We start from the raw sequence: 22,407 nt of genomic DNA, 5'->3' as shown, positions 1-22,407 counted from the left end.
AGAGGCCATTGCTATGTCCAATCCGTTGCTAGTCCGTCGCGCCGCCGTGCTCGGTGCCGGCGTCATGGGCGCGCAGATCGCCGCGCACCTCACCAATGCCGGTGTCGACACCGTGCTGTTCGACCTGCCTGCCAAGGAAGGTCCGGCCGACGGCATCGTGCTCAAGGCCATCGCCAATCTCGGCAAGCTCAGCCCTGCCCCGCTCGCCAGCAAGGCGCTGGCCGAGGCGATCACCCCGGCCAACTACGAGAGCGGCCTGGAGCAGCTGCGCGACTGCGACCTGATCATCGAGGCGATCGCCGAGCGGATGGACTGGAAGCAGGACCTGTACAAGAAGATTGCCCCGTTCGTGGCCGAGCATGCGGTGCTGGCCTCCAACACCTCCGGCCTGGGCATCAACAAGCTCTCCGACGTGCTGCCCGAGCAGCTGCGCCACCGCTTCTGCGGCGTGCATTTCTTCAACCCGCCGCGTTACATGCACCTGGCCGAGCTGATTCCGGCCAAGGGTACCGACAAGGCCGTGCTCGAAGGTCTGGAAGCCTTCCTGGTCACCACGCTCGGCAAGGGCGTCGTGTACGCCAAGGACACCCCGAACTTCATCGGTAACCGCATCGGCGTGTTCTCGATCCTGTCCACCATCCATCACACGCAGGAATTCGGCCTGGGCTTCGACGAAGTCGATGCGCTGACCGGCCCGCTGGTCGGCCGCCCCAAGTCGGCCACCTACCGCACCTCGGACGTGGTCGGCTTGGACACCATGGCGCACGTCATCAAGACCATGGGCGACACCCTGCCGGACGACCCGTGGCACCAATACTTCACCGCGCCGAAGTGGCTGGAAGCGCTGATTGCCAAGGGTGCCCTGGGCCAGAAGGTCGGCGCCGGCATCTTCCGCAAGGTCGGCAAGGACATCGTGGTGCTGGACCTGCAGAAGCAGGATTACCGCGCCGCTGATCGCACTGCCGCACCGGAAGTGGTCGAGATCCTGAAGATCAAGAACCCGGCCGAAAAATTCGCCAAGCTGCGCGAAAGCCAGCACCCGCAGGCGCAGTTCCTGTGGGCCACCTTCCGCGATTTGTTCCACTACAGCGCGTTCCATCTGGCCGACATCGCCGATACCGCGCGCGACGTGGATCTGGCGATCCGCTGGGGCTACGGTTGGTCGCTCGGCCCGTTCGAGACCTGGCAGGCCGCCGGCTGGAAGCAGGTGGCGCAATGGATTGCCGAAGATATTTCCAGCGGCAAGAGCATGAGTAGCGCGCCGCTGCCGAACTGGGTGTTCGATGGTCGCGATGGCGTGCATGGCGCGGAAGGCTCGTACAGCCCGGCGCGCGATGCCAAACTGCCGCGCTCCGCCCTGCCGGTCTACAAGCGCCAGCGCTTCCCCGATCCGTTGCTGGGCGAGCAGTTCTCGCCGGGCGAGACCGTGTTCGAAAACGACGGCGTGCGCATGTGGCATGACGGCGACGACATCGCCGTGGTCAGCTTCAAGACCAAGATGAACACCGTGTCCGACCACGTGCTCAACGGCTTGCAGGAAGTCGTCGGCCGCGCCGAGAAAGACTTCGCCGGGTTGGTGATCTGGCAGCAGAAGGAACCCTTCTCTGCCGGTGCGGACCTGGCTGGCGCGCTTGGCCTGCTGCAGGCTGGCAAGGTCGATGCATTCGAAGCCTTGGTCGCCAATTTCCAGGCCACCAGCCAGCGCATCAAGTACGCGCAGGTGCCGGTGATTTCCGCGGTGCGCGGCCTGGCACTGGGCGGCGGTTGCGAGTTCCAGATGCATAGCGCCAAGACCGTGGCCTCGCTGGAAAGCTACATCGGCCTGGTGGAGGCCGGCGTCGGCCTGCTGCCGGCCGGCGGCGGCTTGAAGGAAATCGCGGTCCGCGCTTCGATTGCGGCAGGTCCGGGCGGCGACGTGTTCGCCGAGCTGAAGAAGACCTTCGAAACCGTCGCGATGGCCAAGGTGTCCAACTCGGCGGTCAACGCCAAGGAGCTGGGCCTGCTGCGTGCCACCGACAAGATCGTCTTCAACAGCTACGAGGCACTGCACATCGCCAAGGCCGAAGCCCGTGCGCTGGCCGAGGGTGGCTACCGCGCTCCGCTGCCGGCCCGTCGCATCCAGGTCGCCGGCGATGTGGGTATCGCCACTTTCAAGATGCTGCTGGTCAACATGCTGGAAGGCCGTTTCATCAGCGAGTACGACTACGAGATCGCGACGCGTATTGCCACGGTGGTGTGCGGCGGCGAAGTCGATCGTGGCGCACTGGTGGACGAAGAATGGCTGCTCAAGCTCGAGCGCAAGCACTTCGTCGAACTCGCCCAGCAGGAAAAGACCCAGGCACGGATTGGGCACATGCTCAAGACCGGCAAGCCGTTGAGGAACTGAGAATCGGGAGTGGGGAATCGGGAATGGGTGAAAGCCTGATCGACTCCCTACTCCTCCCAATTGTTTGGCCGGTCAATGAAGATGGCGAACCCAGGCGAATCCGCACTTGCGATTCCCGATTCCCCATTTCCCATTCCCGGCTATCGGAGATAGCCATGAGCAAGCAGATTCAAGACGCCTACATCGTTGCCGCCACGCGTACGCCGGTCGGCAAGGCGCCCAAGGGCGTGTTCCGCAATACCCGTCCCGACGACATGCTGGCGCACGTGCTGCGCGCAGTGGTCGCGCAGGCGCCGGGCATCGATCTGTCGCGGATCGACGATGCCATCATCGGTTGCGCCATGCCCGAGGGCGAGCAAGGCATGAACGTGGCGCGCATCGGCGTGCTATTGGCCGGCCTGCCGAATTCGGTCGCCGGTCAGACCATCAATCGCTTCTGTTCGTCCGGCATCCAGGCCGTGGCGATGGCGGCCGACCAGATCCGCCTGGGCAATGCCGATCTGATGCTCGCCGGCGGCACCGAGTCGATGTCGATGGTGCCGATGATGGGCAACAAGGTCGCCATGTCGCCGAGCGTGTTTGCCGACGACCACGTGGCCATCGCCTACGGCATGGGCATCACCGCCGAAAAGGTCGCCGAGGAGTGGAAGGTCTCGCGCGAAGATCAGGATGCGTTCGCATTGGCTTCGCACCAGAAGGCGATTGCCGCGATTGCTGCCGGCGAGTTCCGCGACGAGATCACCCCGTACGAAATCCAGTCGCACCAGCCCGACCTGGCGGGCAACGTCATCGCGCTGCGCAAGCGCCTGGTCGACACCGACGAAGGCCCGCGTCCGGACAGTTCGCTCGAAGGCCTGGCCAAGCTGCGTCCGGTGTTCCGCAACGGCCAGTTCGGCGGCAGCGTGACGGCTGGCAATTCGTCGCAGATGAGCGATGGTGCCGGCGCGGTGTTGTTGGCGTCCGAGCAGGCGATCAAGGATTACGGTCTGACCCCGCTGGCCCGTTTCGTCAGCTTCTCGGTCGCCGGCGTGCGCCCGGAAGTGATGGGCATCGGCCCGATCGCCGCCATCCCCAAGGCACTCAAGCAGGCCGGTCTGACCAAGGATCAGCTCGACTGGATCGAGCTCAACGAAGCCTTCGCCGCGCAGGCGCTCGCAGTGATCCGCGACAGCGAACTGGACCCGTCCAAGGTCAACCCGCTGGGCGGCGCGATCGCGTTGGGCCATCCGCTGGGCGCCACCGGCGCAATCCGCGCCGCCACCCTGGTGCACGGCCTGCGTCGTCGCCAGCAGAAGTACGGCATGGTCACCATGTGCATCGGCACCGGCATGGGCGCAGCGGGCATCATCGAAGCGCTGTAAGTCAGGCATCGCCAGATCGGCCGCCATGCCGCTCTCGTCAAACAGGTCAGATGCTCACCGAAGGCGTGCGAAAGCACGCCTTCGGATTTCTCGAAGAGCACGGCTTACCAAGCACGCAAGACGCGTCTGCCTGTCGCGAGGATGCGGCAAGCCGCGACCTAGCGTGCAATCAACCACTGCCCGGCACGCGCACCGGCAAACACCAACGTCAGCCCGGCCACCAGGGTCACCGCCAGATACAAGCCGATCAGCGTCGAGCGGTCGCTGCGCGCGAACATCAGGCACTCCATCATCAGCGACGAAAAGGTGGTCAGCCCGCCGATCACGCCGACAATCAACAAGGCGCGTAGCGGCCAGCTCGAAGGACCACGCGCCTCCAGCCACACCATCAGCACGCCGGCGACGAACGAGCCCACCAGGTTGACGGTCAATGTTCCCCACGGGAACCCGCTGCCAAAGCGCTGCAGCAACGATGCGCCGATCGCAAACCGCAGTCCCGACCCCAGCGCTCCGCCGGTCATTGCCAGCAACAGTTGCTGCCACCACACCGGCGCGCTCATGCGGGAACCCCGCAGTCGGCGGCCGGCAGTGTCTTTGAAGAACCAGCATGCAAAAACGGCATCATCCATCCTCGGTCAAGAAGCGATGCCGGGCACGGACCTGCCGCCCCGGCGGGGTGGGCAGGCATCATCAGCGCGCAGAACACGTGCGGTTCAAGGAGGAATGCCATCTCCTGCGGCCCGATTATGCCGTGGACTTGCCGGCCTTGTCAGCCCGCGCCTGGGCGCGCGCGGCGCGCAACCGATCGAGCTTTTCCTTGAGCTTGATCTCCAACCCGCGCGGTACCGGGTTGTAATAGACCCGCTCTCCCATCGCATCCGGAAATCCGGTCTGATCCAGTGCGATACCGCCTTCGGCATCGTGGTCGTACTGGTAATCCTGGCCGTAACCAAGCGTCTTCATCAGTTTGGTCGGTGCATTGCGCAGATGCAGCGGCACCTCTTGCGTGCCGGTGGCGCGCACTTCGGCCTTGGCCTGATTGAAGGCGGCATAGCCGGCATTGGATTTGGCCGTGCTGGCCAGATACAGCACCAGCTGCGCGAAGGCCAGTTCGCCTTCCGGGCTACCCAGGCGCTCGTAAATATCCCACGCCTCCAGCGCCATGCTCTGCGCGCGCGGATCGGCCAGGCCGATGTCCTCGATCGCCATGCGGGTCAGCCGGCGCGCCAGATAGGCCGGGTCGCAGCCGCCATCGAGCATGCGGGTGAGCCAGTACAGCGCCGCATCCGGGTTGGAACTGCGCACGGACTTGTGCAGTGCCGAGATCTGGTCATAGAACTGTTCGCCGTTCTTGTCGAAGCGACGGGTGCGGTCGGCCAGCACCTGCAGCAGCGTCTGCGGCGTGATCTCGCCGCCCTCGCCGGTCGCCAGCTCTGCAGCGATTTCCAGCAGGGTCAAGGCGCGCCGCACATCGCCATCGGCGGCGCCGGCGATTTCCAGCAGCGATGCATCGGTGACCTGGATGCGCTCCTGCCCCAGGCCGCGCTCGGAATCGTGCAGGGCACGCTGCAGCGCTTCGACGATGTCCTGCGGCGACACCGCTTCCAGCACGTGCACGCGGCAACGCGACAGTAATGCCGAGTTCAATTCGAACGACGGGTTTTCAGTGGTCGCGCCGACGAACAGAATCGTACCGCGCTCGATATGCGGCAGGAACGCGTCCTGCTGCGCCTTGTTGAAGCGATGTACCTCATCGACGAACAGCACCGTGCGGCGACCACCGGCAAAGCGCTGCGCGGCTTCGGCAAGCACCTGCCGCACCTCCGGCAACCCCGACAACACCGCAGAAATCGCCTTGAATTCGGCATCCGCGTAATGCGCCAGCAGCAGCGCCAGCGTGGTCTTGCCGCAGCCCGGCGGGCCCCACAGGATCATCGAATGCACGCGGCCGGATTCCACCGCGCGGCGCAGCGCGCTGTCGGCTGTCAGCAGACGCTTTTGACCGACCATTTCATCCAGCGTGCGCGGACGCATGCGCTCGGCCAGCGGACGCAGGTGATCGGCGTCCACGCTGAGCAGATCGGCGGTGCCTTCAATGGGGGATCTAGTTCGTGCCACGCCCCATTCTATCGCGCCATCGCGTTAGGGCATTGCGGTGACGGTGCGCGTTGGCGGCATGCACCGTGCCGGCCACGCATGGGTCTTGAATGCGAACGACGATGTGGCGGCAGACACCTTCCCAAAGAAAAACATCTGCACGTGCAGTGCAAGCGACCCGTTACTGCCCGTCGCCCACCACATCCACACCCTTGGCCGGGGTGTAGCGGAAGGTGTCGGCGGCAAATGCAGGATTGCGTTTCCACCCGCTGAAGCTGATCGCGGTGCGCTGGCCGACCGCATCGACGACTTCCATCCTGGCCAGGCCGTCCTTGCCGAAGCCGAGCGAGGCCATCTGGAAGCTGGCTTCGGTGTCGACCTTGGGCGTCAGCGACAACCACTGCAGCCCGTCGCGCGGTGCGGCTTCTTCGCTGACGTCGTACTGCTTGTCCAGGCGCGCCGGGTCGATCAGGGCCACCAGCGGGCTGTTCTGCTCTTCGCTGCCCTGCGCACGCACCGTCACCTGCTCCAGGTCGGGGTCGAACACCCATACCTTCCTGCCGTCGGCCACGATCAATTGCTTGTAGGGCTTGGCGTATTCCCAACGGAACAGGCGCGGTGCCGACAAGGCCACCCGCCCGCTCGAGCGCTCCTTGACCCGGCCATTGCCATCGGTGACCTGCTGGTTGAACTGCCCGTCCAAGCCTTTCAGGCCGCGCGTGAACGTATCCAGCTCCTGGCGCGCACCGGCGAACGCAGTACCGGCGAACAGGGCGGTGGCGAGGACGGCATAACGGAGCTGGCGATGCATCGCGGTCTTCCTGGAGGAGTGCGCCAATTCTGAAGCTTCATAGATGAATGGGCGAGCGCTATCGTATCGACCTGTTCATGCAGCGCACTCGCCCGCCGTCATGGCGCGGTCTGCACCCTGGCGAGATCGCCATACACGATCTGCCCGCGAAAACCGCGTCGCACCTGCTGGTAGAGCTCGCGAAACGCGCGATAGTCCTGCGGCTGGCACAGCGCCTGCGGCCCACGCACGGCGGCACGCTGCAGGCGATGCACCGCCGTGACGGTCTGTCCCTGCCGCGTCCAGTCCACCACGTACTCGCCAGCGGCATTGCGAAACCTGCTGCTGCGCGGAATGGCGATGATCGGTACCGTCTCCGGGAAGGTCACCACGTAGGTTTCCTCGCGCACGCTGTCATTGCAGTAGAACGGGGTCAGATTGTCTTCTGCCGAGGTGGTGGTGTAGATGCCGCGCGTGGATTCGGCCCCCGGCATGTCCGGCAAGGTCATGCCGCCGACCACCGAGAAATCCACCGCGTCGTCGGCCTGGAAGCGATAGCGATAGTTGAACGGCGCGTCTAGGTCCAGCGGATCGCCCTGGATCAACAGATCGCCAGTGCCGTCGAAGCCGGACTGCGCAATGATCGACTCTTCGATGCGGTTGCGGTTTTGCGCATTGAGCTGCACGAACATCGCGCGCAGGCCCACCTCGCCGGTCTGCCCGCTATCCAGCGTGGTCAGGCCCTGCAGGCCGCCCTGCGGCGTGAACCGGTACTCGGTACGCGCGACATAGCGATTGACCTTGCGGTCGTTCGGCGGCGTGTGCGTGACCTTGCCGTCGCGCGTGTGCACTACCGGCGCACCGAGATCGCCGGCCGGCAACTGCCCGAAGCGTGCGTACGGGTTGGTTGAATCGACATACAGATCGAACGCCGGGATGTAGGTGATGGCGTGATTGAAGCGCCCCAGCACCGGGATCGGCGGCAGCGTCGGCCCGCCCTCGGCGCCGATCAGCACCGGCGTGCTGGCGATGCCCTTGGCGGCCAGCAGCGCTTCGAGGATGACGGTGTGGTCCTTGCAGTCGCCGTAATGGTTGGCCAGGATGCTGTCGGCGCTATTGGGTTCCAGCCCGCCGTTGCCCAGATACACCGCGACATAGCGGATGTTGCGCGCCACCCAGGCGTACAGTGCCGCGGCCTGCGCGCGCGGGTCGCCGATGCCTTGGGTGACCTGGTCGGCCACTGTCTGGATCGCCGGCGTGACCGCCGCCGCGCGCCCACCCTTGACGTGATAGGCCAGGCCCATCTGCGACCAGCTGTCGAAGGTGCTGGCCATCAAGGTGGGGCTGAACTCCCAGGTCGCCGCGCTCCAGTTCTGGTTCTTCATCGGCACGGCGCGTTGATACCGCCACTCCCAACGTGCCTGATCGCCGCGGACCACCGGCTTGGTGCCGCCCTGCAGGCCGCGCACGGACAAATGCATCGGCAGCGCCTTGGGCGCCACCAGGGTAACCACCGCATCGTCGTACTGCGCAAACACGCTGAAGGTCTCCCACAGGCTGAAATAGCCGGGGAAATACGGGATGTTCTGCGCCCGACGGACGCGGTAGACGATGCGCGCGCCCGGCGCCAGATTCGGGAACACCACCACCTTGACCTTGCGATCGGCGTACATCGCCGCAGAGGCGCTGGAGTAGCTCTCCTGGGTATAGATCTTGTCGGTCGCCACGTCCTGGCGCAGGCCTTCGGCGGTAACGGTGTAGGCCGCCAGTACCTCGAGGGTTTCCATCTTCTCGCTATAGCTCAGCCGCACCTGGCTGAACTGCTCCACCGCCGACTTGGTCTTCAGCAGGATCTCGTACTCGTCGGTCTCCACGCTGCTGGCGTCGGCACGCACTTCGTAGTCGGCGCGATAGCGCACGAAACTGTAGTTGGTGTCGGCCTGGGTGCGCGGTGCAGCCGCGGCAGGCGCGGCCTGCTGTTGCGCCTGGGCAAGCAGCGGAGCGGAGACGATCAGCACAAACGACAACAACGGACGACGCAGCATGGGTCTCGATCGCGGCGGGCCGGAGCGGCCCTTCGTCAGACAGGGTAGCCGGTGTGCCGCGCGATGACAGGCACCGACTTCCAACATTGCCGCATTGCCGGGTCCGGTTGCGCTCGCCACTGCGCTGCACGCGGTGGACCGCGGCGGCCTGGGCAGGCCACCTCAGTGAGCCGCCAAGGCCAACCAGAATGACCCCGGGCGCAGGCGTCGGGCGCGGCGGCGGGCTGCAATCGGCACGCTCGGCACGCCCCGCATCGCCAACCCGTCCCGATCGCCGGCTAGCCCGCCGCGATCGCCGCCGCACTCACTTGGGCGGCGGCGGTGCCAGCACCGTGCGGTCGCCGTTGTGTTCGGGCGGGCTGACCACGCCAGCGGCTTCCATTGCCTCGATCAGTCGTGCGGCGCGGTTGTAGCCGATCTTCAGGCGACGCTGCACGCCGGAAATCGAGGCGCGTCGGGTCTCGGTCACGATCCGCAGTGCCTCGTCGTACAACGGGTCGGACTCGTCGCCACCACCGCCACTGCTTTCCGGCAGGCCGGTCGCACCGACCACCGTGCCATCGCCCATGGTCTGCACTTCGTCCAGTACGCCATCCACATAAGACACCGGCCCGCTGGCCTTGAGGTGCTCGACCACGCGATGCACTTCTTCGTCGCTGACGAAGGCGCCATGCACGCGGTCCGGCAGCGCCGTGCCCGGCGGCAGGTACAGCATGTCGCCGTTGCCCAGCAGCGCTTCGGCGCCGGACTGATCCAGGATGGTGCGCGAGTCGATCTTGGAGCTGACCTGGAATGCCACGCGGGTCGGGATATTGGCCTTGATCAACCCGGTGATCACGTCTACCGACGGCCGCTGCGTGGCCAGGATCAAGTGGATACCGGCCGCACGTGCCTTCTGTGCCAGACGCGCGATGAGCTCTTCGACCTTTTTGCCGACGATCATCATCATGTCGGCGAATTCGTCGATGAAGATGACGATGAACGGCAGCGTTTCCAGCGGCCGCGGCGCTTCGCCCAGTTCCGGATTCGGCTTGAACAGCGGGTCCATCAGCGGCTGGCCGGCATCCTCGGCGTCCTTGACCTTCTTGTTGAAGCCGGCCAGGTTGCGCACGCCCACCGCGCTCATCAGCTTGTAGCGCCGCTCCATCTCGGCCACGCACCAGCGCAGGCCGTTGGCGGCTTCCTTCATGTCGGTGACCACCGGCGCCAGCAGATGCGGGATGCCTTGGTAGACGCTCAGTTCGAGCATCTTCGGGTCGATCATCAGCATGCGCAGTTCCTTGTGCGAGGCCTTGAACAGCAGGCTCAGCACCATCGCATTGACCGCCACCGACTTGCCCGAGCCGGTGGTGCCGGCCACCAGCAAGTGCGGCATGCGCGCCAGATCGGCCACCGTCGGGCGTCCGGCGATGTCCTTGCCCAGCGCAAGCGTCAGCGGGCTGGCCGACTTGTCGTATTCCTTGGAGCGCAGAAGCTCCGACAGGAAGATCATCTCGCGGGTGACGTTGGGAATTTCCAGGCCGATCACCGACTTGCCCGGAATCACGTCCACCACACGCACCGACTTCACCGACAGCCCGCGCGCGATGTCCTTGTCCAGCGAACTGATCTGGCTGACCTTGATGCCTGGCGCCGGCTCGATCTCGAAGCGGGTGATCACCGGGCCCGGATAGGCCCCGACCACCTGCGCCTCGATGCGGAAGTCCTTGAGCTTGAACTCGATCTGCCGCGACAAGGTCTCCAGGGTTTCTTCGGAATAGCCCTTGGCCTGCGGCTTGGGGTCGTCCAGCAGTGCCAGCGGCGGCAGGTCCGAGCCGTCGGTACTGACGCCCTGGAACATCGGAATCTGGGTGTCGCGCTTGGCGCGTTCGCTTTTTTCCACCACCGGTGCCGGCGGCGGCTCGATCTTCACCGGCTCGCGCTTGGCCTGCTTGACCGCATCGACCTTGCGCACTTCCTCGCGCTCTTCGCGCATCACCCGGGTCTGCTGCCACTCGCTGGCCTGGTGGGTCTTGCGCTGCATCAACGGCCCCAGCGCCAGCACCCACCTGCCGATGCGCTCCATCACCGCAAACCACGACAGGCCCGTGGCCAGGGTGATCGACACCAGCAGCAGCACCAGCACGAACAGGTTCGCGCCCAGCGCGCCGAAGCCGGCGCTCAGCGAGTTGCTCACCAATCGCCCAAGAATGCCGCCCGCCCCCGCGACGTCGCCATTGAACAGGCGCAGGTGCAGGAAGCCGGTCGAGGAGATCAGGAAGCCGACCATGCCGACCAGGCGCAACGCCGGCCCCAGGTCGGCCTCGGCCTGCCCTTCCTTGTCCATGCCGAACAAGGCGATCCAGGCCACCGCGCCCAGCACCACCGGCAGCAGGAAGGCCACGTAACCGAACAGCTGCAGCAACACGTCGGCAATCCAGGCACCCACCCGGCCGCCCATGTTGTGCACCGGCGCGACCACGCTGCCGGTCTGCGACCAGCCTGGGTCGGCGGCCGAATAGGTGAACAGGCTGGCCAGCAGATACAGCAGCAATGGCGCCACCGCAATCAAGGCCAGATCGCGCCAGAGCTTTTGCCGACGCGGATTGTCGGCCACCGCCGGCTTGCGCGACGACGACTTGCCCTCTGCGGGCTTGCTGCGTTCGGGAACCTGCTTTGCCACCTGTAGCCAGACCTTAGAAAAATGCTGTTAGTGGTTGATAATAAACGACTGAGGCCACGCTGGCAGCTGTTGAATGACCACCGGTTGCCTCGCCGCATGCGGATCAACGAAAAACGCCGCACGAGGCGGCGTCGGACATGCACTGCGGGCGGACCATGCCATCTGCGGCTCAAGCAGTTCCATCGCGCCGCCTTGATTCACCGGGTGGGGACCGCCACTCTATGCCGCCACGGGGGCGCGATTGACCTGCGCCATCCCCATCAATTCCTAGATCGCGAGTATACATGAGCGCCTCTTCTGCCAGTCCTGCCAAGCATTCCCGCCTGCTGATCCTCGGCTCCGGCCCGGCCGGCTGGACCGCCGCGGTGTATGCCGCGCGCGCCAATCTCAAGCCGGTGGTCATCACCGGGCTGCAGCAAGGCGGTCAGCTGATGACCACCACCGAGGTGGACAACTGGCCCGGCGACCCCCACGGCCTGATGGGTCCGGACCTGATGAACCGCATGCAGATGCACGCCGAGCGCTTCGACACCGAGGTGATCTTCGACCACATCCACACCGCGGACCTGTCGCAGCGGCCGTTCCGCCTGATTGGCGACAGCGCCGAGTACACCTGCGACGCGCTGATCATCGCCACCGGCGCCACCGCCAAATACCTGGGCATTCCCACCGAAGAGGCGTTCAAGGGCCGCGGCGTGTCGGCATGCGCCACCTGCGATGGGTTCTTCTACAAGGATCAGGACGTGGTGGTGGTCGGCGGCGGCAACACTGCGGTCGAAGAAGCGCTGTACCTGTCCAACATCGCCCGCAAGGTCTACCTGGTGCACCGCCGCGACACCCTGCGTGCGGAAAAGATCATGCAGGACAAGCTGTTCGCCAAGGTTGCCGCCGGCAAGATCGAAACCGTCTGGCACCACGCCATCGACGAGGTGCTGGGCAACGATGCGGGCGTGACCGGGGTGCGGGTCAAGTCCACCATCGACGGCAGCACCCGCGACATCGACGCGCATGGCTTCTTCGTCGCCATCGGCCACCATCCAAACACGCAGTTGTTCGATGGCCAGCTGGCCATGAACAACGGCTACCTGGAGATCCGCTCCGGCCTGAACGGCGCGGCGACGGAAACCTCGGTGGCCGGCGTGTTCGCCGCCGGCGACGTCGCCGACCAGCACTACCGTCAGGCGATCACCTCCGCCGGGTTCGGCTGCATGGCCGCGCTGGATGCCGAGCGCTATCTCGACAAGAGCGCCTGAGGTGGCCGCTGACCGCCGGCTGCGCCGTGCGGCCAGCGCCAACGGCAGGCCGTGCGGATGAGCGTGACCGCCCGCTGGTTGCGTCGGCTGGATGAGTTGCCGGCCGGTGCCTGGGACGCGCTGCACGATGGGACGCACCCCTTCATCAGCCATGCGTTCCTGCAGGGTCTCGAGCACGAAGGGTGCCTGCGCGCGGACTGGGGCTGGAATCCGCTGCACCTGACGCTGTGGGAAGGCGACACCCTGGTTGCGGCGGCACCGGGGTATCTGAAGAACAACTCGCACGGCGAGTTCGTGTTCGACCACGCCTGGGCGCATGCGTATGCGCGCTATGGGCAGGAATACTTCCCCAAGTGGCTGTGCGGGGTGCCCTACTCGCCGGTGACCGGCCCGCGCCTGTTGGGCGCAGCCCGGTGGCGCGGACAGTTGCTGGCGGCGATGCAGGCATTGGTCGAGCGCAGCGGGCTGTCCTCGGCGCATGTGAATTTCCATCCGGCCGACGAGGATTCCGCATTCACTGACGACTGGCTGGAACGCAACGATCTGCAATACCACTGGCACAACGCCAGCGGCTGGAGCGACTTCGAGTCGTTCCTGGGGGCAATGGACCACAAGCGACGCAAGAACATCCGCCAGGAGCGCGCCAAGGTGCAGCGCGCCGGCGTGCAGCTACGCGCCGTGCATGGCGACGAAGCCAGCGACGCCGATCTGGACGCGATGTACGGCTTCTATCTCAAGACCTTCAACGAATACGGCAACTCGCCGGCGTTGACGCCGCAATTCCTGCGCCATCTTGCGCAGCATCTGCCGCGCCAGCTGGTGATGTTCCTGGCCGACCTGGATGGGCAACCCATTGCCGGCGCGCTGTGCCTGCGCGGACAAGACACCCTGTACGGGCGTTACTGGGGCGGCGAGGCGCTGCCCGGCCTGCATTTTGAAACCTGCTACTACCAAGGCATCGAATACTGCCTGCGCGAAGGCCTGAGCCGCTTCGAGCCGGGCGCGCAGGGCGAGCACAAGATTGCGCGCGGCTTCCTGCCGACCCTGGTGCGCAGCCGGCACTGGATCGCCGACCCCGGTTTCCGCGAGCCGCTGGCGCAGTGGTGCGCCGATGAGCGCCAGGCTGTCGCCCGGCACGCGCTTGAGCTGGCCGAGCACAGTCCGTTTCGCGGCTGACGCGCGGTGATCGCGTCGATCGCGACACATGGATCGCGCCGGCCATTGCCGCGCGAGGACTCGCCACCCCATGCCACATAAGTGGCCTGCGCAAGGTGGATGGGGATCGTGGTCAGCGCATGGCAACCACTGTGGCGCGCAGCCGTCAATTGGCCGGCATTCGGTCCGTGCTCGCCCTGGCCCTGCTGCTTGTGGCTGAGTCACATGGCATACCGCGCGCCACACGTCACGCTCTAAACTGCCGCGATGTCGCGCCCCCTGCCCTTTCTGCTTCCCGCCGATCCGGCCGCACCGTTTCCGCCGGCCGATCAGGCATTGCGCGAGCCGGACGGCCTGCTGGCCATCGGTGGCGACCTGTCGCCGCAGCGGCTGCTCAACGCCTACGCACATGGTGTGTTCCCGTGGTTTTCCGACGGGCAGCCGATCCTGTGGTGGAGCCCTGACCCACGCATGGTGTTCCGCACCGATGGCGTGCGCCTGTCCTCGCGCTTCAAACGCCAGCTGCGCAACAGCAGCTGGACCGTGCGCGCCGATACCGCCTTTGCGCAGGTGATCGCTGCCTGCGCGGCGATTCCACGTGCCGGCCAGGATGGCACCTGGATCACCTCGCCGATGCAGCGCGCCTATATCGGTCTGCATCGGCTGGGCTATGCGCACTCGGTGGAGGTATTCGACGGGCAACGCCTGGTCGGCGGCATCTACGGCGTGGCAATCGGCCGGATGTTCTTCGGCGAGAGCATGTTCAGTGCAGAAAGCGGCGGCTCCAAGGTAGCGCTGGCAGCGTTGGCTGCCGATCTGCAGTCGCGCGGCTGGCCGCTGCTGGACGCGCAAGTGGAAAACCCGCACCTGCTGAGCCTGGGTGCGCAACGCGTGCCGCGCTCGCAGTTCCTGCAGTTGGTGCAGCATCAGGTGGCCCAGGCAGAGCCGGCAGCCAGCTGGTCCGAGCGCTACGGCGAGCGCCCCGCAAGCGATTTGGGTGAAGTCCGCTTAACATAAAATTTGCGCCGCGGGGAGATGGGGCGTAAAATGCCGTCCCTTACGGCCCTGCCGGGCCAGCCGTGATTGCACAGGATTACATGTCGAAAGACGACTCCATTGAATTCGAAGGCAGCGTCAGCGAGACGCTTCCCAACACCACGTTCCGGGTCAAGCTGGAAAACGGGCACGAGATCATCGCCCACATCTCCGGCCGTATGCGCAAGAACTACATCCGCATCCTGACCGGTGACCGGGTCAAGGTCGAGATGACTCCGTACGATCTGACCAAAGGCCGTATTACCTACCGCATGAAGTAAGCGGTTTGGGTGCTGAGACGCGAGGCGGCCCATGGCCGCTTTTTGTCGTGCCTGCAATTTGTGATTTGAAACTTGCGTTGCCAGGACGAGCTGCGGCTTCTCGCTGCGGCGAGTTGCGCCACGCTGCGTGAGTTCAAGTATTCAATGCGGCAAGTCACTCGGCGCAGGAGGCCCGGGTGAGACCCCGACTCATTGCCGTGAGTCGCAGGCGTGACGGCCGGCGGGATGCGATGTCGCGCCCGGGTGGCCTGAGCGCATCGGATCAACGCGCAGGATGCTGCAAGGTCCACAATGGCAAGCAGACGTCTGGGTAGATAGTGATCGGATCGAAGCTGCTTTCGCTCGTGAGGCGTTGACGCCTAGTGTGTATGCACAAAAAAGCCGCTCGTTCGAGCGGCTTTTTTGACAGCAAACGCTGCGATCAGTCGACTGTGGCAGGCAGCAAACGCTCCGGCTCCGGATGCGCTTCCACGACCAGCTCGCCGTCCTTGACGTCGATGTTGACCCTCCCGCCTTCCACCAGCTTGCCGAACAACAACTCGTCGGCCAGCGGACGCTTGATCTTCTCCTGGATCACGCGCGACATCGGGCGTGCACCCATCAACGGGTCGAAGCCGTGTTGCGCCAGCCAATCGCGCGCGGTGGGTGTGGCCGACAGCGAGACGTGCTTTTCCTGCAGCAGCATTTCCAGCTCGATGATGAACTTGTCCACCACGCGCAGGATGTGGTCGAAGCCCAGCGGCTGGAACTGCACGATCGCATCCAGACGGTTGCGGAACTCCGGCGTGAACCCGCGGCGGATCGACTCCATCGCATCGGTGGAATGATCCTGCTTGGTGAAACCGATCGACCGACGCGACGCCTGGGTGGCGCCGGCATTGGTGGTCATCACCAGGATCACGTTCTTGAAGTTCGCCTCGCGCCCATTGGTGTCGGTGAGGATGCCACGATCCATGACCTGCAACAGGATGTTGAAGATGTCCGGATGCGCCTTTTCCACCTCGTCAAGCAACAACACACAATGCGGGGTCTTGACGATCTTTTCGGTCAGCAGGCCACCCTGATCGAAGCCGACATAGCCTGGAGGTGCACCGATCAGGCGACTGATTGAATGCGCTTCCATGTACTCGGACATGTCGAAACGCACCAGTTCGATACCCAATTGCAGCGCCAGCTGCTTGGTGACTTCGGTCTTGCCCACGCCGGTCGGGCCGGCAAACAGGAAGTTGCCGATCGGCTTTTCCGGATTGGCCAGACCCGAACGTGCCAGCTTGATGGAGCCGGCCAGGGTTTCGATCGCCGGGTTCTGGCCGAAGATCACCATCTTCAGGTTGCGCTCCAGGTGCTGCAGCACGTCCTTGTCGGTCGCGCTGACCTGCTTGGCCGGGATGCGCGCCATCTTGGCGACGATGGTCTCGATTTCCTCGATGTCGATCAGCTCCTTGCGCTTGCCTTCCGGCAGCAGCCGCTGACGCGCACCGGCTTCGTCGATCACGTCGATCGCCTTGTCCGGCAACAGACGGTCGCCGATGTGCTTGACCGACAGATCCACCGCCGCCTGCAGCGCGTCGTCGGCATAGGTCACGCCGTGGTGCGCCTCATACTTGGGCTTGAGGCCCTGCAGGATCTCGAAGGTCTCGCCCACGGTCGGCTCGACGATGTCGATCTTCTGGAAGCGACGTGCCAGCGCACGGTCCTTTTCGAAGATGCCGCGGTACTCCTGGAACGTGGTCGAGCCGATACAGCGCAGCTCGCCCGACGACAGCGCCGGCTTGATCAGGTTGGACGCATCCATGGTGCCGCCGGACGCCGAACCGGCACCGATGATGGTGTGGATCTCGTCGATGAACAGGACCGCGTTGGGGACCTTCTTGAGCGCGCTCAACACGCCCTTGAGGCGCTTTTCGAAGTCGCCACGGTATTTGGTGCCGGCGACCAGTGCGCCCAGGTCGAGCGAAAAGATCACCGCGTCGGCCAGCACTTCGGGAACGTCGTTGTCGACGATGCGCTTGGCCAGGCCCTCCGCAATTGCGGTCTTGCCCACGCCGGCCTCGCCCACGTACAGCGGGTTGTTCTTGCGGCGGCGGCACAGGACCTGGATGGTGCGCTCGATCTCGTCGCCCCGCCCGACCAGTGGGTCGATCTTGCCGTTGCGGGCCAACTCGTTGAGGTTGGTGGCGTACTCGGCCAGCGCATCGCTCTTGGCCTCGCCTTCCCCGCCCTCGCTCTTGGGCTCGCCATCGGCCGCGGATGGCTGTTCGCCGTCCTCGCCCAGCTTGGCGATGCCGTGGGACAGGTAATTGACGATATCCAGGCGGGTGATGTCCTGCTGATTCAGGAAATACACCGCGTGCGAGTCCTTCTCGCCGAATATCGCGACCAGCACATTGGCGCCGGTGACTTCCTTCTTGCCGGAGGACTGCACGTGATACACGGCGCGTTGCAGCACACGCTGGAAGCCCAGTGTGGGCTGGGTGTCGCGCCCGTCATCTTCGGCCAGGCGCGAGACCGAGGCTTCGATGGCCTGCTCCAGATCGTTGTGCAGGCGCAGTTGATCCGCGCCGCAGGCCTTGAGCACGGCTTGCGCGGAAGGGTTGTCCAGCAGCGAGAGCAGCAGGTGCTCGACGGTCATGAACTCATGACGCGCCTCGCGTGCTCGCTTGTAGCACTGGCCGATGGTTTGCTCTAGGTCTTTGCTGAACATTGGTCACTCCGAACGGCTGTTGCCAACAATATGCGGCTTTTGTTGGGATTTTCCACAACCCTATCGGATAGGCATGTTCAGACGGCGTTAGCACGTGATTGCAGCCACACTGTTGCGCTGCTGGAATGATCTGGCGAATGCCTCAGGTCTGTTCCATCGTGCACAGCAGCGGGTGCTGGTTCATGCGCGAAAACTCGTTGACCTGGGCGACCTTGGACTCGGCCACCTCACGGCTATAGACCCCACAGACGCCGCGCCCGCGGGTATGGACATGCAGCATGACCTGGGTGGCCCGCTCCAGGTCGAGGTTGAAGAATTGCTGCAACACCGTCACCACGAAGTCCATCGGGGTGTAGTCATCGTTCAGCAGGAGCACCTGATAGCGCGGCGGTGGCGCCACTTCAGGCTTGCTGGCTTCGACGGTGAGGCCATGATCGTGTTCGTGGGAGGTCTTCCGAGGCATCGGGCCATTATACGGTTCATCGCCGTGCGCATTGGACGATTTACGCTGCGGCCCGCACAATTTGTCTCCGACCCCCCGACTGGCACTCGATGACTGACACCCTGACCGCGCTGCGACCGGCGCCGTCGCCCACTGCCCGCCCGCACGCGGCTCCGGCACTGCATGCGATGCCGGGGCCCGCACCGCGCGCCGACGCCATGGCTGCGCCGGATGTGCTGGCCCACCATTTGTTTGCGCAGGAGCGTCACCGATGAGCACCGATCCGCGTTGGCACCCGGACGTCACCGTGGCCACCGTAGTGGTGCGCGATGGCCGCCTGTTGCAGGTGGAAGAGACCATCGGCGGCCGCCTGTTGCTGAACCAGCCTGCCGGCCACCTGGAGCCAAACGAGAGCCTGCAAGAAGCGGCGGTGCGCGAAACCCTGGAAGAAACCGGCTGGGACGTGCGGCTCACCCACTTCATCGGCACCTACCAGTGGGAAGCGCCCAACGGCCAATCCTTTCTGCGCTTCGCCTTCGCAGCCGAGCCGGTGACCCATCATCCCGAGCGCAGCCTGGACACCGGCGTGGTGCGTGCGCTGTGGATGACGCCGGACGAATTGCGCGATGCGACCGAGCGGCTGCGTAGCCCGTTGGTGTGGGAGGTGGTGGCGGATTACCTGGCCGGGCAGCGCCATCCGCTGGCATTGGTGCGGCACGTCGCATGAGCACGCCGCGCATCGTGGTGGGCGTGTCCGGCGGCGTGGATTCGTCAGTGGCCGCATGGAAACTGGCCGGCCAGGGCGAGCCGATTGCCGGGCTGTTCATGCAGAACTGGGCGGATGACGGCAGCGGCGATTGCCGCGCCGAAGACGATCGTCGCGATGCGGTGGCGGTGTGCGGCGTGTTGGGCATTCCGTTTCACTTCCGCGATTTCTCCGGCGAATACTGGAGCGGCGTGTTCGAGCATTTTCTGGCCGAGTACGCGGCCGGGCGCACGCCCAACCCGGATGTGCTGTGCAACCGCGAAGTGAAGTTCAAGCACTTTCTGGACGCCGCCCAGGCGTTGGGCGCCGAGCGGATCGCCACCGGGCATTACGCACGGGTAGCCTACAGCGGCGGACGCTGGCGGCTGCTGCGCGGTGCCGATCGCGGCAAGGACCAGAGCTATTTCCTGCATCAGCTGGGGCAGACCCAACTGGCGGCCACCTTGTTCCCGATCGGCGACCTGGAAAAGAGCACGCTGCGCCGCATTGCCCAGGATGCCGGCCTGCCGACACATGCCAAGAAGGATTCCACCGGCATCTGCTTCATCGGCGAGCGCGATTTCCGCGAGTTTCTGGGGCGCTACCTGCCCGCCCGCACCGGCGAGATCCGTGACCCGCAGGGACAGCGCATTGCCGAGCATCCGGGGGTGTTCTATTTCACCCTGGGCCAGCGCGAGGGCCTGAACATCGGCGGCGTGCGCGGCCGGGCCGCGGCGCCGTGGTACGTGGTCGGCAAGGATGTGGCCAGCAACGTGCTGTATGTGGATCAGGACCGCGACAGCCCGCTGCTGCAGTCGCGCTGGCTGCAGTCCGAGCAGGCCCATTGGGTGACCGGCGCGCCGCCGGCACGCCGGTTCGACTGTACCGCGCAGACGCGTTACCGCCAGCCGGATGAGCCGTGCACGGTGGACGTCCAAGACGATGGCAGCGTGCAGGTGCGCTTCGAGCGGCCGCAACGGGCGGTGACGCCCGGGCAATCGCTGGTGCTGTACGACGGGCAGGAATGCCTCGGCGGCGCGGTCATTGCCGCCACCGACGCACCGCTGGAACGTCAATTGGCAGGATCTTCTTTCTCCCCCGAGGGTGTGGCTTGATGAGTGTTTCCATGGATCACCGTGTGCTGGCGCTTGCCGGCGTCGCCCAGGCCCTGCAGCAGGTGCGGCGGATCGCCGAGACCGGGCATTCGGAGGCCGCGACGGTGCGTACCGCCATGGACAGCGTGTTCCGGGTGGACGCAGCGTCACCGGAGGCCGTGTATGGCTCGGCCGCTGCGGTGGCGCCGGGGCTGCGCTTGCTGCACAACTATTTCCGCAACCAGGGCCAGGACGATGTACTGCCGCGCCTGGCGCTGGCCGTGCTGCAGCTGGAGCGCCGGTTCGTCCGCGACACCGCGACCGTGGCCACGGTGTCCAGCGGGATCGACGCCGCTGCACGCCAGGCGCAACAGCTGAACGACAGCGCGCACCCGGATGTGCTCAGTTCGCTCGGCGGGCTGTACGCGCAGACCATCAGCCACCTGCGCCCCAAGGTCATGGTGCAGGGCAACCCGCACTACCTGGGCCAGGCCGGGGTGGTCGCCGAAATCCGCGCGCTGTTGCTGGCGGCAGTGCGCTCTGCGGTGCTGTGGCGGCAGATGGGCGGCAGCCTGTGGGACTTCCTGTTTGCCAAGCGCGCGATGAGCGAAGCAGTCGATCGCGCCTTGCGGTGAGAGGACGCAGCAGACGGTTTCAGGCGCCCGCAACGGGCGCTGGCGTGAGCCGCTGACGGCAACGCGGGCGAGACGATGTGGCGATCGTCGCTAAAGACAATGGGGGCAGTGCCGATACAGCAACCGTGACTCTGCCGAGAACGCCCATGTATTCACGTCCACTCATCCGTCTGGCCGCCCCTTTGGCCCTGACCTTGCTGTTTCCCTTCGCTGTCGGATTCGACTGGCCCGCTTCGGTGCGCTGGGCGATCCTGGCGACCATGACCCTCAGTTGGTTGGGTTTCGCTGCCTGGGTGACGTATTCCCAGTTCCGGCGTAATCCGGACCAGACCCGCATCCTGCGCGAGCAGGACCAACTGCTCAACGAACTGCGCACGTTCGTCAGCAACGAAGTCGACGGTTCGCGCTCGGAAGTCGAGCGTGCCCGCGAACTGATCCGCCAGGCCGTGTCCGGTCTGGGTGGCAGCTTCGAAGCGATGAACCGCAAGTCGCGCCAGCAAAGCCAGGCACTGGCCCGCATCGTCGACCGCGCCGGTGACGATGGCAGTGCCGGCGTCGACGTCGCCCGCTTCGCCCAGCACGCCAGCTCCCGCATGGAGCAGTTGGTGGAAGCGCTGGAACAGGTGAGCGGCCAAAGCACCAACACCGTCCATCACATCGATGAGATGGCCCAGCATCTGGACGGCATCTTCGCGCTGTTGGAAGACGTCAAGTCGATCGCCGACCAGACCAACCTGCTGGCCCTGAACGCCGCCATCGAAGCAGCACGTGCCGGTGAAGCCGGTCGCGGCTTCGCGGTGGTCGCCGACGAGGTGCGCAACCTGTCCGAACGTTCCACCACCTTCAACGAGCAGATCCGCAAGCTGGCACACAGCTCCAAGGAATCGATCGCCAAGGTACGTGAAACGGTCTCGCAGCTGGCATCGCGTCACATGGACCGCTCCCGCGAGGCGCGCCATGAATCGGCCGCCATGCTGGAGAACGTCGCCCAGATCAACGCCTCGTTGGGCGATGGCATGCGCGAAATCTCCGAATGCGCACGCTCCATCGATGGCAGCGTGGCCGAAGCGGTGCGTGCCCTGCAGTTCGAGGACATCGCCACGCAGACACTCAGCGGCATCCATACCCACCTGGATCGCCTCACCGCGATCAACCGCGAAGCGGTGGCGCTGCAGGAACTGCTGCACCGCAATGGTGGCGTGTACGACAGCGATCTGGTCGCCTCGCTCGCCAAGGTCTCCAACCGTCTGCGCGACATGCGTGTGGAGTGGGAACGCCCGCCGCACAAGCCGGTGGCACAGCAGGGCATGGGTGCCGGCACGGTCGAGCTGTTCTGAGACCAATGCCGCCGCGCAGCTTCTGATTCCGACATTCCCCGGCCTTCCGGGGATTTGTCGTTCCGCAACGACCTGGTGTTTCGCTCATGACGCTTCTCGCCCCGCCCCTCGATGACGCTCCTACCGCCGCGCTGCAGGCAGCGGCACTGGCCGCCGCACATGCCGAGCGTATCGCGCAAAGCGCAGCCGCCAAGCCGGGACTGCGGCGTGTCCGGATGCCGGCCGCACTGGAACGACTAGAGCTGGCCGCCCTCGCCGAAGTCAAGGCGCTGATCAACCCGCGCCGCGATTGCAGCGAAGAGGAGCTGCTGTTTGCCACGGTGGCCTGGGATCTCGGGCTGGACGGGGCCGCAGTGGGCGCATCGGGACGCTGATGCAGTGACGG

Annotated in this window: 18 protein-coding genes and 1 riboswitch; of the genes, 11 read left to right on the top strand and 7 right to left on the bottom strand. The window is 65.4% G+C overall.

All coding sequences use genetic code 11. The annotated features are described in order from the left end of the window. Positions 1-13 precede the first annotated feature (13 nt). Both ACCQ12_RS09970 and ACCQ12_RS09965 read left to right on the top strand, forming a co-directional pair. The gene (locus ACCQ12_RS09970; RefSeq protein WP_372383488.1) at positions 14-2,386 is read left to right on the top strand and encodes a 3-hydroxyacyl-CoA dehydrogenase/enoyl-CoA hydratase family protein; all 2,373 of its coding nucleotides are present in this window, start codon (positions 14-16) and stop codon (positions 2,384-2,386) included. A gap of 155 nt (positions 2,387-2,541) precedes the next feature. Beyond that, positions 2,542-3,747, top strand: a complete 1,206-nt coding sequence (locus ACCQ12_RS09965; protein WP_372383487.1) for an acetyl-CoA C-acyltransferase — start codon at positions 2,542-2,544, stop codon at positions 3,745-3,747. Positions 3,748-3,905: 158 nt separating this feature from the next. Here ACCQ12_RS09965 and crcB read toward each other — a convergent pair whose 3' ends face one another. The 5 genes from crcB to ACCQ12_RS09940 all read right to left on the bottom strand — a co-directional run bounded on the left by crcB (position 3,906) and on the right by ACCQ12_RS09940 (position 11,341). Next, entirely contained in the window at positions 3,906-4,307 is a 402-nt protein-coding gene (gene crcB, locus ACCQ12_RS09960) for a fluoride efflux transporter CrcB (protein WP_372383486.1), read from the bottom strand. A gap of 114 nt (positions 4,308-4,421) precedes the next feature. Further along, positions 4,422-4,490: riboswitch (Fluoride riboswitch) on the bottom strand. Position 4,491: 1 nt separating this feature from the next. Continuing rightward, a complete protein-coding gene (locus tag ACCQ12_RS09955) occupies positions 4,492-5,781 on the bottom strand; it encodes a replication-associated recombination protein A (RefSeq protein ID WP_260177504.1) in 1,290 nt (429 codons plus the stop codon). A 244-nt stretch (positions 5,782-6,025) separates the two neighbouring features. Then, positions 6,026-6,655, bottom strand: coding sequence for an outer membrane lipoprotein periplasmic chaperone LolA (lolA, locus tag ACCQ12_RS09950; protein ID WP_184440566.1), 630 nt, complete (start codon positions 6,653-6,655; stop codon positions 6,026-6,028). Positions 6,656-6,753: 98 nt separating this feature from the next. Next, complete coding sequence (locus ACCQ12_RS09945; protein WP_372383485.1) at positions 6,754-8,679, bottom strand: DUF3857 domain-containing transglutaminase family protein; 1,926 nt, start codon at positions 8,677-8,679, stop codon at positions 6,754-6,756. A gap of 304 nt (positions 8,680-8,983) precedes the next feature. Next, on the bottom strand, positions 8,984-11,341 hold the full coding sequence (locus ACCQ12_RS09940; RefSeq protein WP_047695180.1) for a DNA translocase FtsK: 2,358 nt from the start codon (positions 11,339-11,341) through the stop codon (positions 8,984-8,986). 284 nt (positions 11,342-11,625) lie between these two features. Here ACCQ12_RS09940 and trxB point away from each other — a divergent pair, with 284 nt between their 5' ends. The 4 genes from trxB to infA all read left to right on the top strand — a co-directional run bounded on the left by trxB (position 11,626) and on the right by infA (position 15,065). Further along, a complete protein-coding gene (gene trxB, locus ACCQ12_RS09935) occupies positions 11,626-12,594 on the top strand; it encodes a thioredoxin-disulfide reductase (protein WP_184372689.1) in 969 nt (322 codons plus the stop codon). Positions 12,595-12,651: 57 nt separating this feature from the next. Then, positions 12,652-13,770, top strand: a complete 1,119-nt coding sequence (locus tag ACCQ12_RS09930; protein ID WP_372383484.1) for a GNAT family N-acetyltransferase — start codon at positions 12,652-12,654, stop codon at positions 13,768-13,770. Between the two features lie 246 nt (positions 13,771-14,016). Beyond that, positions 14,017-14,766: a leucyl/phenylalanyl-tRNA--protein transferase gene (gene aat, locus ACCQ12_RS09925; protein WP_166745004.1), complete on the top strand. Its 750-nt coding sequence runs from the start codon at positions 14,017-14,019 to the stop codon at positions 14,764-14,766. Between the two features lie 80 nt (positions 14,767-14,846). Then, complete coding sequence (gene infA / locus ACCQ12_RS09920; RefSeq protein ID WP_002813418.1) at positions 14,847-15,065, top strand: translation initiation factor IF-1; 219 nt, start codon at positions 14,847-14,849, stop codon at positions 15,063-15,065. Positions 15,066-15,486: 421 nt separating this feature from the next. On the opposite strand, the gene clpA is transcribed toward infA, so the two are convergent. Together clpA and clpS are read right to left on the bottom strand one after the other, a co-directional pair. Further along, entirely contained in the window at positions 15,487-17,769 is a 2,283-nt protein-coding gene (gene clpA, locus ACCQ12_RS09915) for an ATP-dependent Clp protease ATP-binding subunit ClpA (RefSeq protein WP_039403881.1), read from the bottom strand. Between the two features lie 142 nt (positions 17,770-17,911). Beyond that, the gene (gene clpS / locus ACCQ12_RS09910) at positions 17,912-18,232 is read right to left on the bottom strand and encodes an ATP-dependent Clp protease adapter ClpS (protein ID WP_016901748.1); all 321 of its coding nucleotides are present in this window, start codon (positions 18,230-18,232) and stop codon (positions 17,912-17,914) included. Positions 18,233-18,482: 250 nt separating this feature from the next. Here clpS and ACCQ12_RS09905 point away from each other — a divergent pair, with 250 nt between their 5' ends. The 5 genes from ACCQ12_RS09905 (at position 18,483) to ACCQ12_RS09885 (ending at position 22,396) form a co-directional block, all read left to right on the top strand. Next, the gene (locus ACCQ12_RS09905) at positions 18,483-18,938 is read left to right on the top strand and encodes an NUDIX hydrolase (protein WP_372383483.1); all 456 of its coding nucleotides are present in this window, start codon (positions 18,483-18,485) and stop codon (positions 18,936-18,938) included. Then, positions 18,935-20,071: a tRNA 2-thiouridine(34) synthase MnmA gene (gene mnmA / locus ACCQ12_RS09900; protein WP_047695189.1), complete on the top strand. Its 1,137-nt coding sequence runs from the start codon at positions 18,935-18,937 to the stop codon at positions 20,069-20,071. Before ACCQ12_RS09905 ends, mnmA begins: the two co-directional genes overlap by 4 nt. Then, on the top strand, positions 20,071-20,685 hold the full coding sequence (gene hflD / locus ACCQ12_RS09895) for a high frequency lysogenization protein HflD (RefSeq protein WP_039564599.1): 615 nt from the start codon (positions 20,071-20,073) through the stop codon (positions 20,683-20,685). The genes mnmA and hflD overlap by 1 nt, the downstream gene beginning before the upstream one ends. A 146-nt stretch (positions 20,686-20,831) precedes the next feature. Beyond that, positions 20,832-22,022 (top strand): methyl-accepting chemotaxis protein, encoded by a 1,191-nt coding sequence (locus tag ACCQ12_RS09890; RefSeq protein ID WP_039403891.1) that lies wholly within the window; start codon positions 20,832-20,834, stop codon positions 22,020-22,022. 86 nt (positions 22,023-22,108) lie between these two features. Next, the gene (locus tag ACCQ12_RS09885) at positions 22,109-22,396 is read left to right on the top strand and encodes a hypothetical protein (RefSeq protein WP_039403892.1); all 288 of its coding nucleotides are present in this window, start codon (positions 22,109-22,111) and stop codon (positions 22,394-22,396) included. Positions 22,397-22,407 lie beyond the last annotated feature (11 nt).

Source organism: Xanthomonas sp. NCPPB 1068, from assembly GCF_041479385.2.
GTDB lineage: Bacteria > Pseudomonadota > Gammaproteobacteria > Xanthomonadales > Xanthomonadaceae > Xanthomonas > Xanthomonas cannabis.
Note: the sequence above shows the minus strand (reverse complement) of the source record. Positions and strands in the feature narration are given on the sequence as shown.

Bases quoted from the DNA above. Each gene is read 5' to 3' on its own strand.
- ACCQ12_RS09970 (WP_372383488.1), top strand. From the start codon at position 14: ATGTCCAATCCGTTGCTAGTCCGTCGCGCCGCCGTGCTCGGTGCCGGC.
- ACCQ12_RS09965 (WP_372383487.1), top strand. From the start codon at position 2,542: ATGAGCAAGCAGATTCAAGACGCCTACATCGTTGCCGCCACGCGTACG.
- crcB (WP_372383486.1), bottom strand. From the start codon at position 4,307: ATGAGCGCGCCGGTGTGGTGGCAGCAACTGTTGCTGGCAATGACCGGC.
- ACCQ12_RS09955 (WP_260177504.1), bottom strand. From the start codon at position 5,781: ATGCGTCCGCGCACGCTGGATGAAATGGTCGGTCAAAAGCGTCTGCTG.
- lolA (WP_184440566.1), bottom strand. From the start codon at position 6,655: ATGCATCGCCAGCTCCGTTATGCCGTCCTCGCCACCGCCCTGTTCGCC.
- ACCQ12_RS09945 (WP_372383485.1), bottom strand. From the start codon at position 8,679: ATGCTGCGTCGTCCGTTGTTGTCGTTTGTGCTGATCGTCTCCGCTCCG.
- trxB (WP_184372689.1), top strand. From the start codon at position 11,626: ATGAGCGCCTCTTCTGCCAGTCCTGCCAAGCATTCCCGCCTGCTGATC.
- ACCQ12_RS09930 (WP_372383484.1), top strand. From the start codon at position 12,652: ATGAGCGTGACCGCCCGCTGGTTGCGTCGGCTGGATGAGTTGCCGGCC.
- aat (WP_166745004.1), top strand. From the start codon at position 14,017: ATGTCGCGCCCCCTGCCCTTTCTGCTTCCCGCCGATCCGGCCGCACCG.
- infA (WP_002813418.1), top strand. From the start codon at position 14,847: ATGTCGAAAGACGACTCCATTGAATTCGAAGGCAGCGTCAGCGAGACG.
- clpA (WP_039403881.1), bottom strand. From the start codon at position 17,769: ATGTTCAGCAAAGACCTAGAGCAAACCATCGGCCAGTGCTACAAGCGA.
- clpS (WP_016901748.1), bottom strand. From the start codon at position 18,232: ATGCCTCGGAAGACCTCCCACGAACACGATCATGGCCTCACCGTCGAA.
- ACCQ12_RS09905 (WP_372383483.1), top strand. From the start codon at position 18,483: ATGAGCACCGATCCGCGTTGGCACCCGGACGTCACCGTGGCCACCGTA.
- mnmA (WP_047695189.1), top strand. From the start codon at position 18,935: ATGAGCACGCCGCGCATCGTGGTGGGCGTGTCCGGCGGCGTGGATTCG.
- hflD (WP_039564599.1), top strand. From the start codon at position 20,071: ATGAGTGTTTCCATGGATCACCGTGTGCTGGCGCTTGCCGGCGTCGCC.
- ACCQ12_RS09890 (WP_039403891.1), top strand. From the start codon at position 20,832: ATGTATTCACGTCCACTCATCCGTCTGGCCGCCCCTTTGGCCCTGACC.
- ACCQ12_RS09885 (WP_039403892.1), top strand. From the start codon at position 22,109: ATGACGCTTCTCGCCCCGCCCCTCGATGACGCTCCTACCGCCGCGCTG.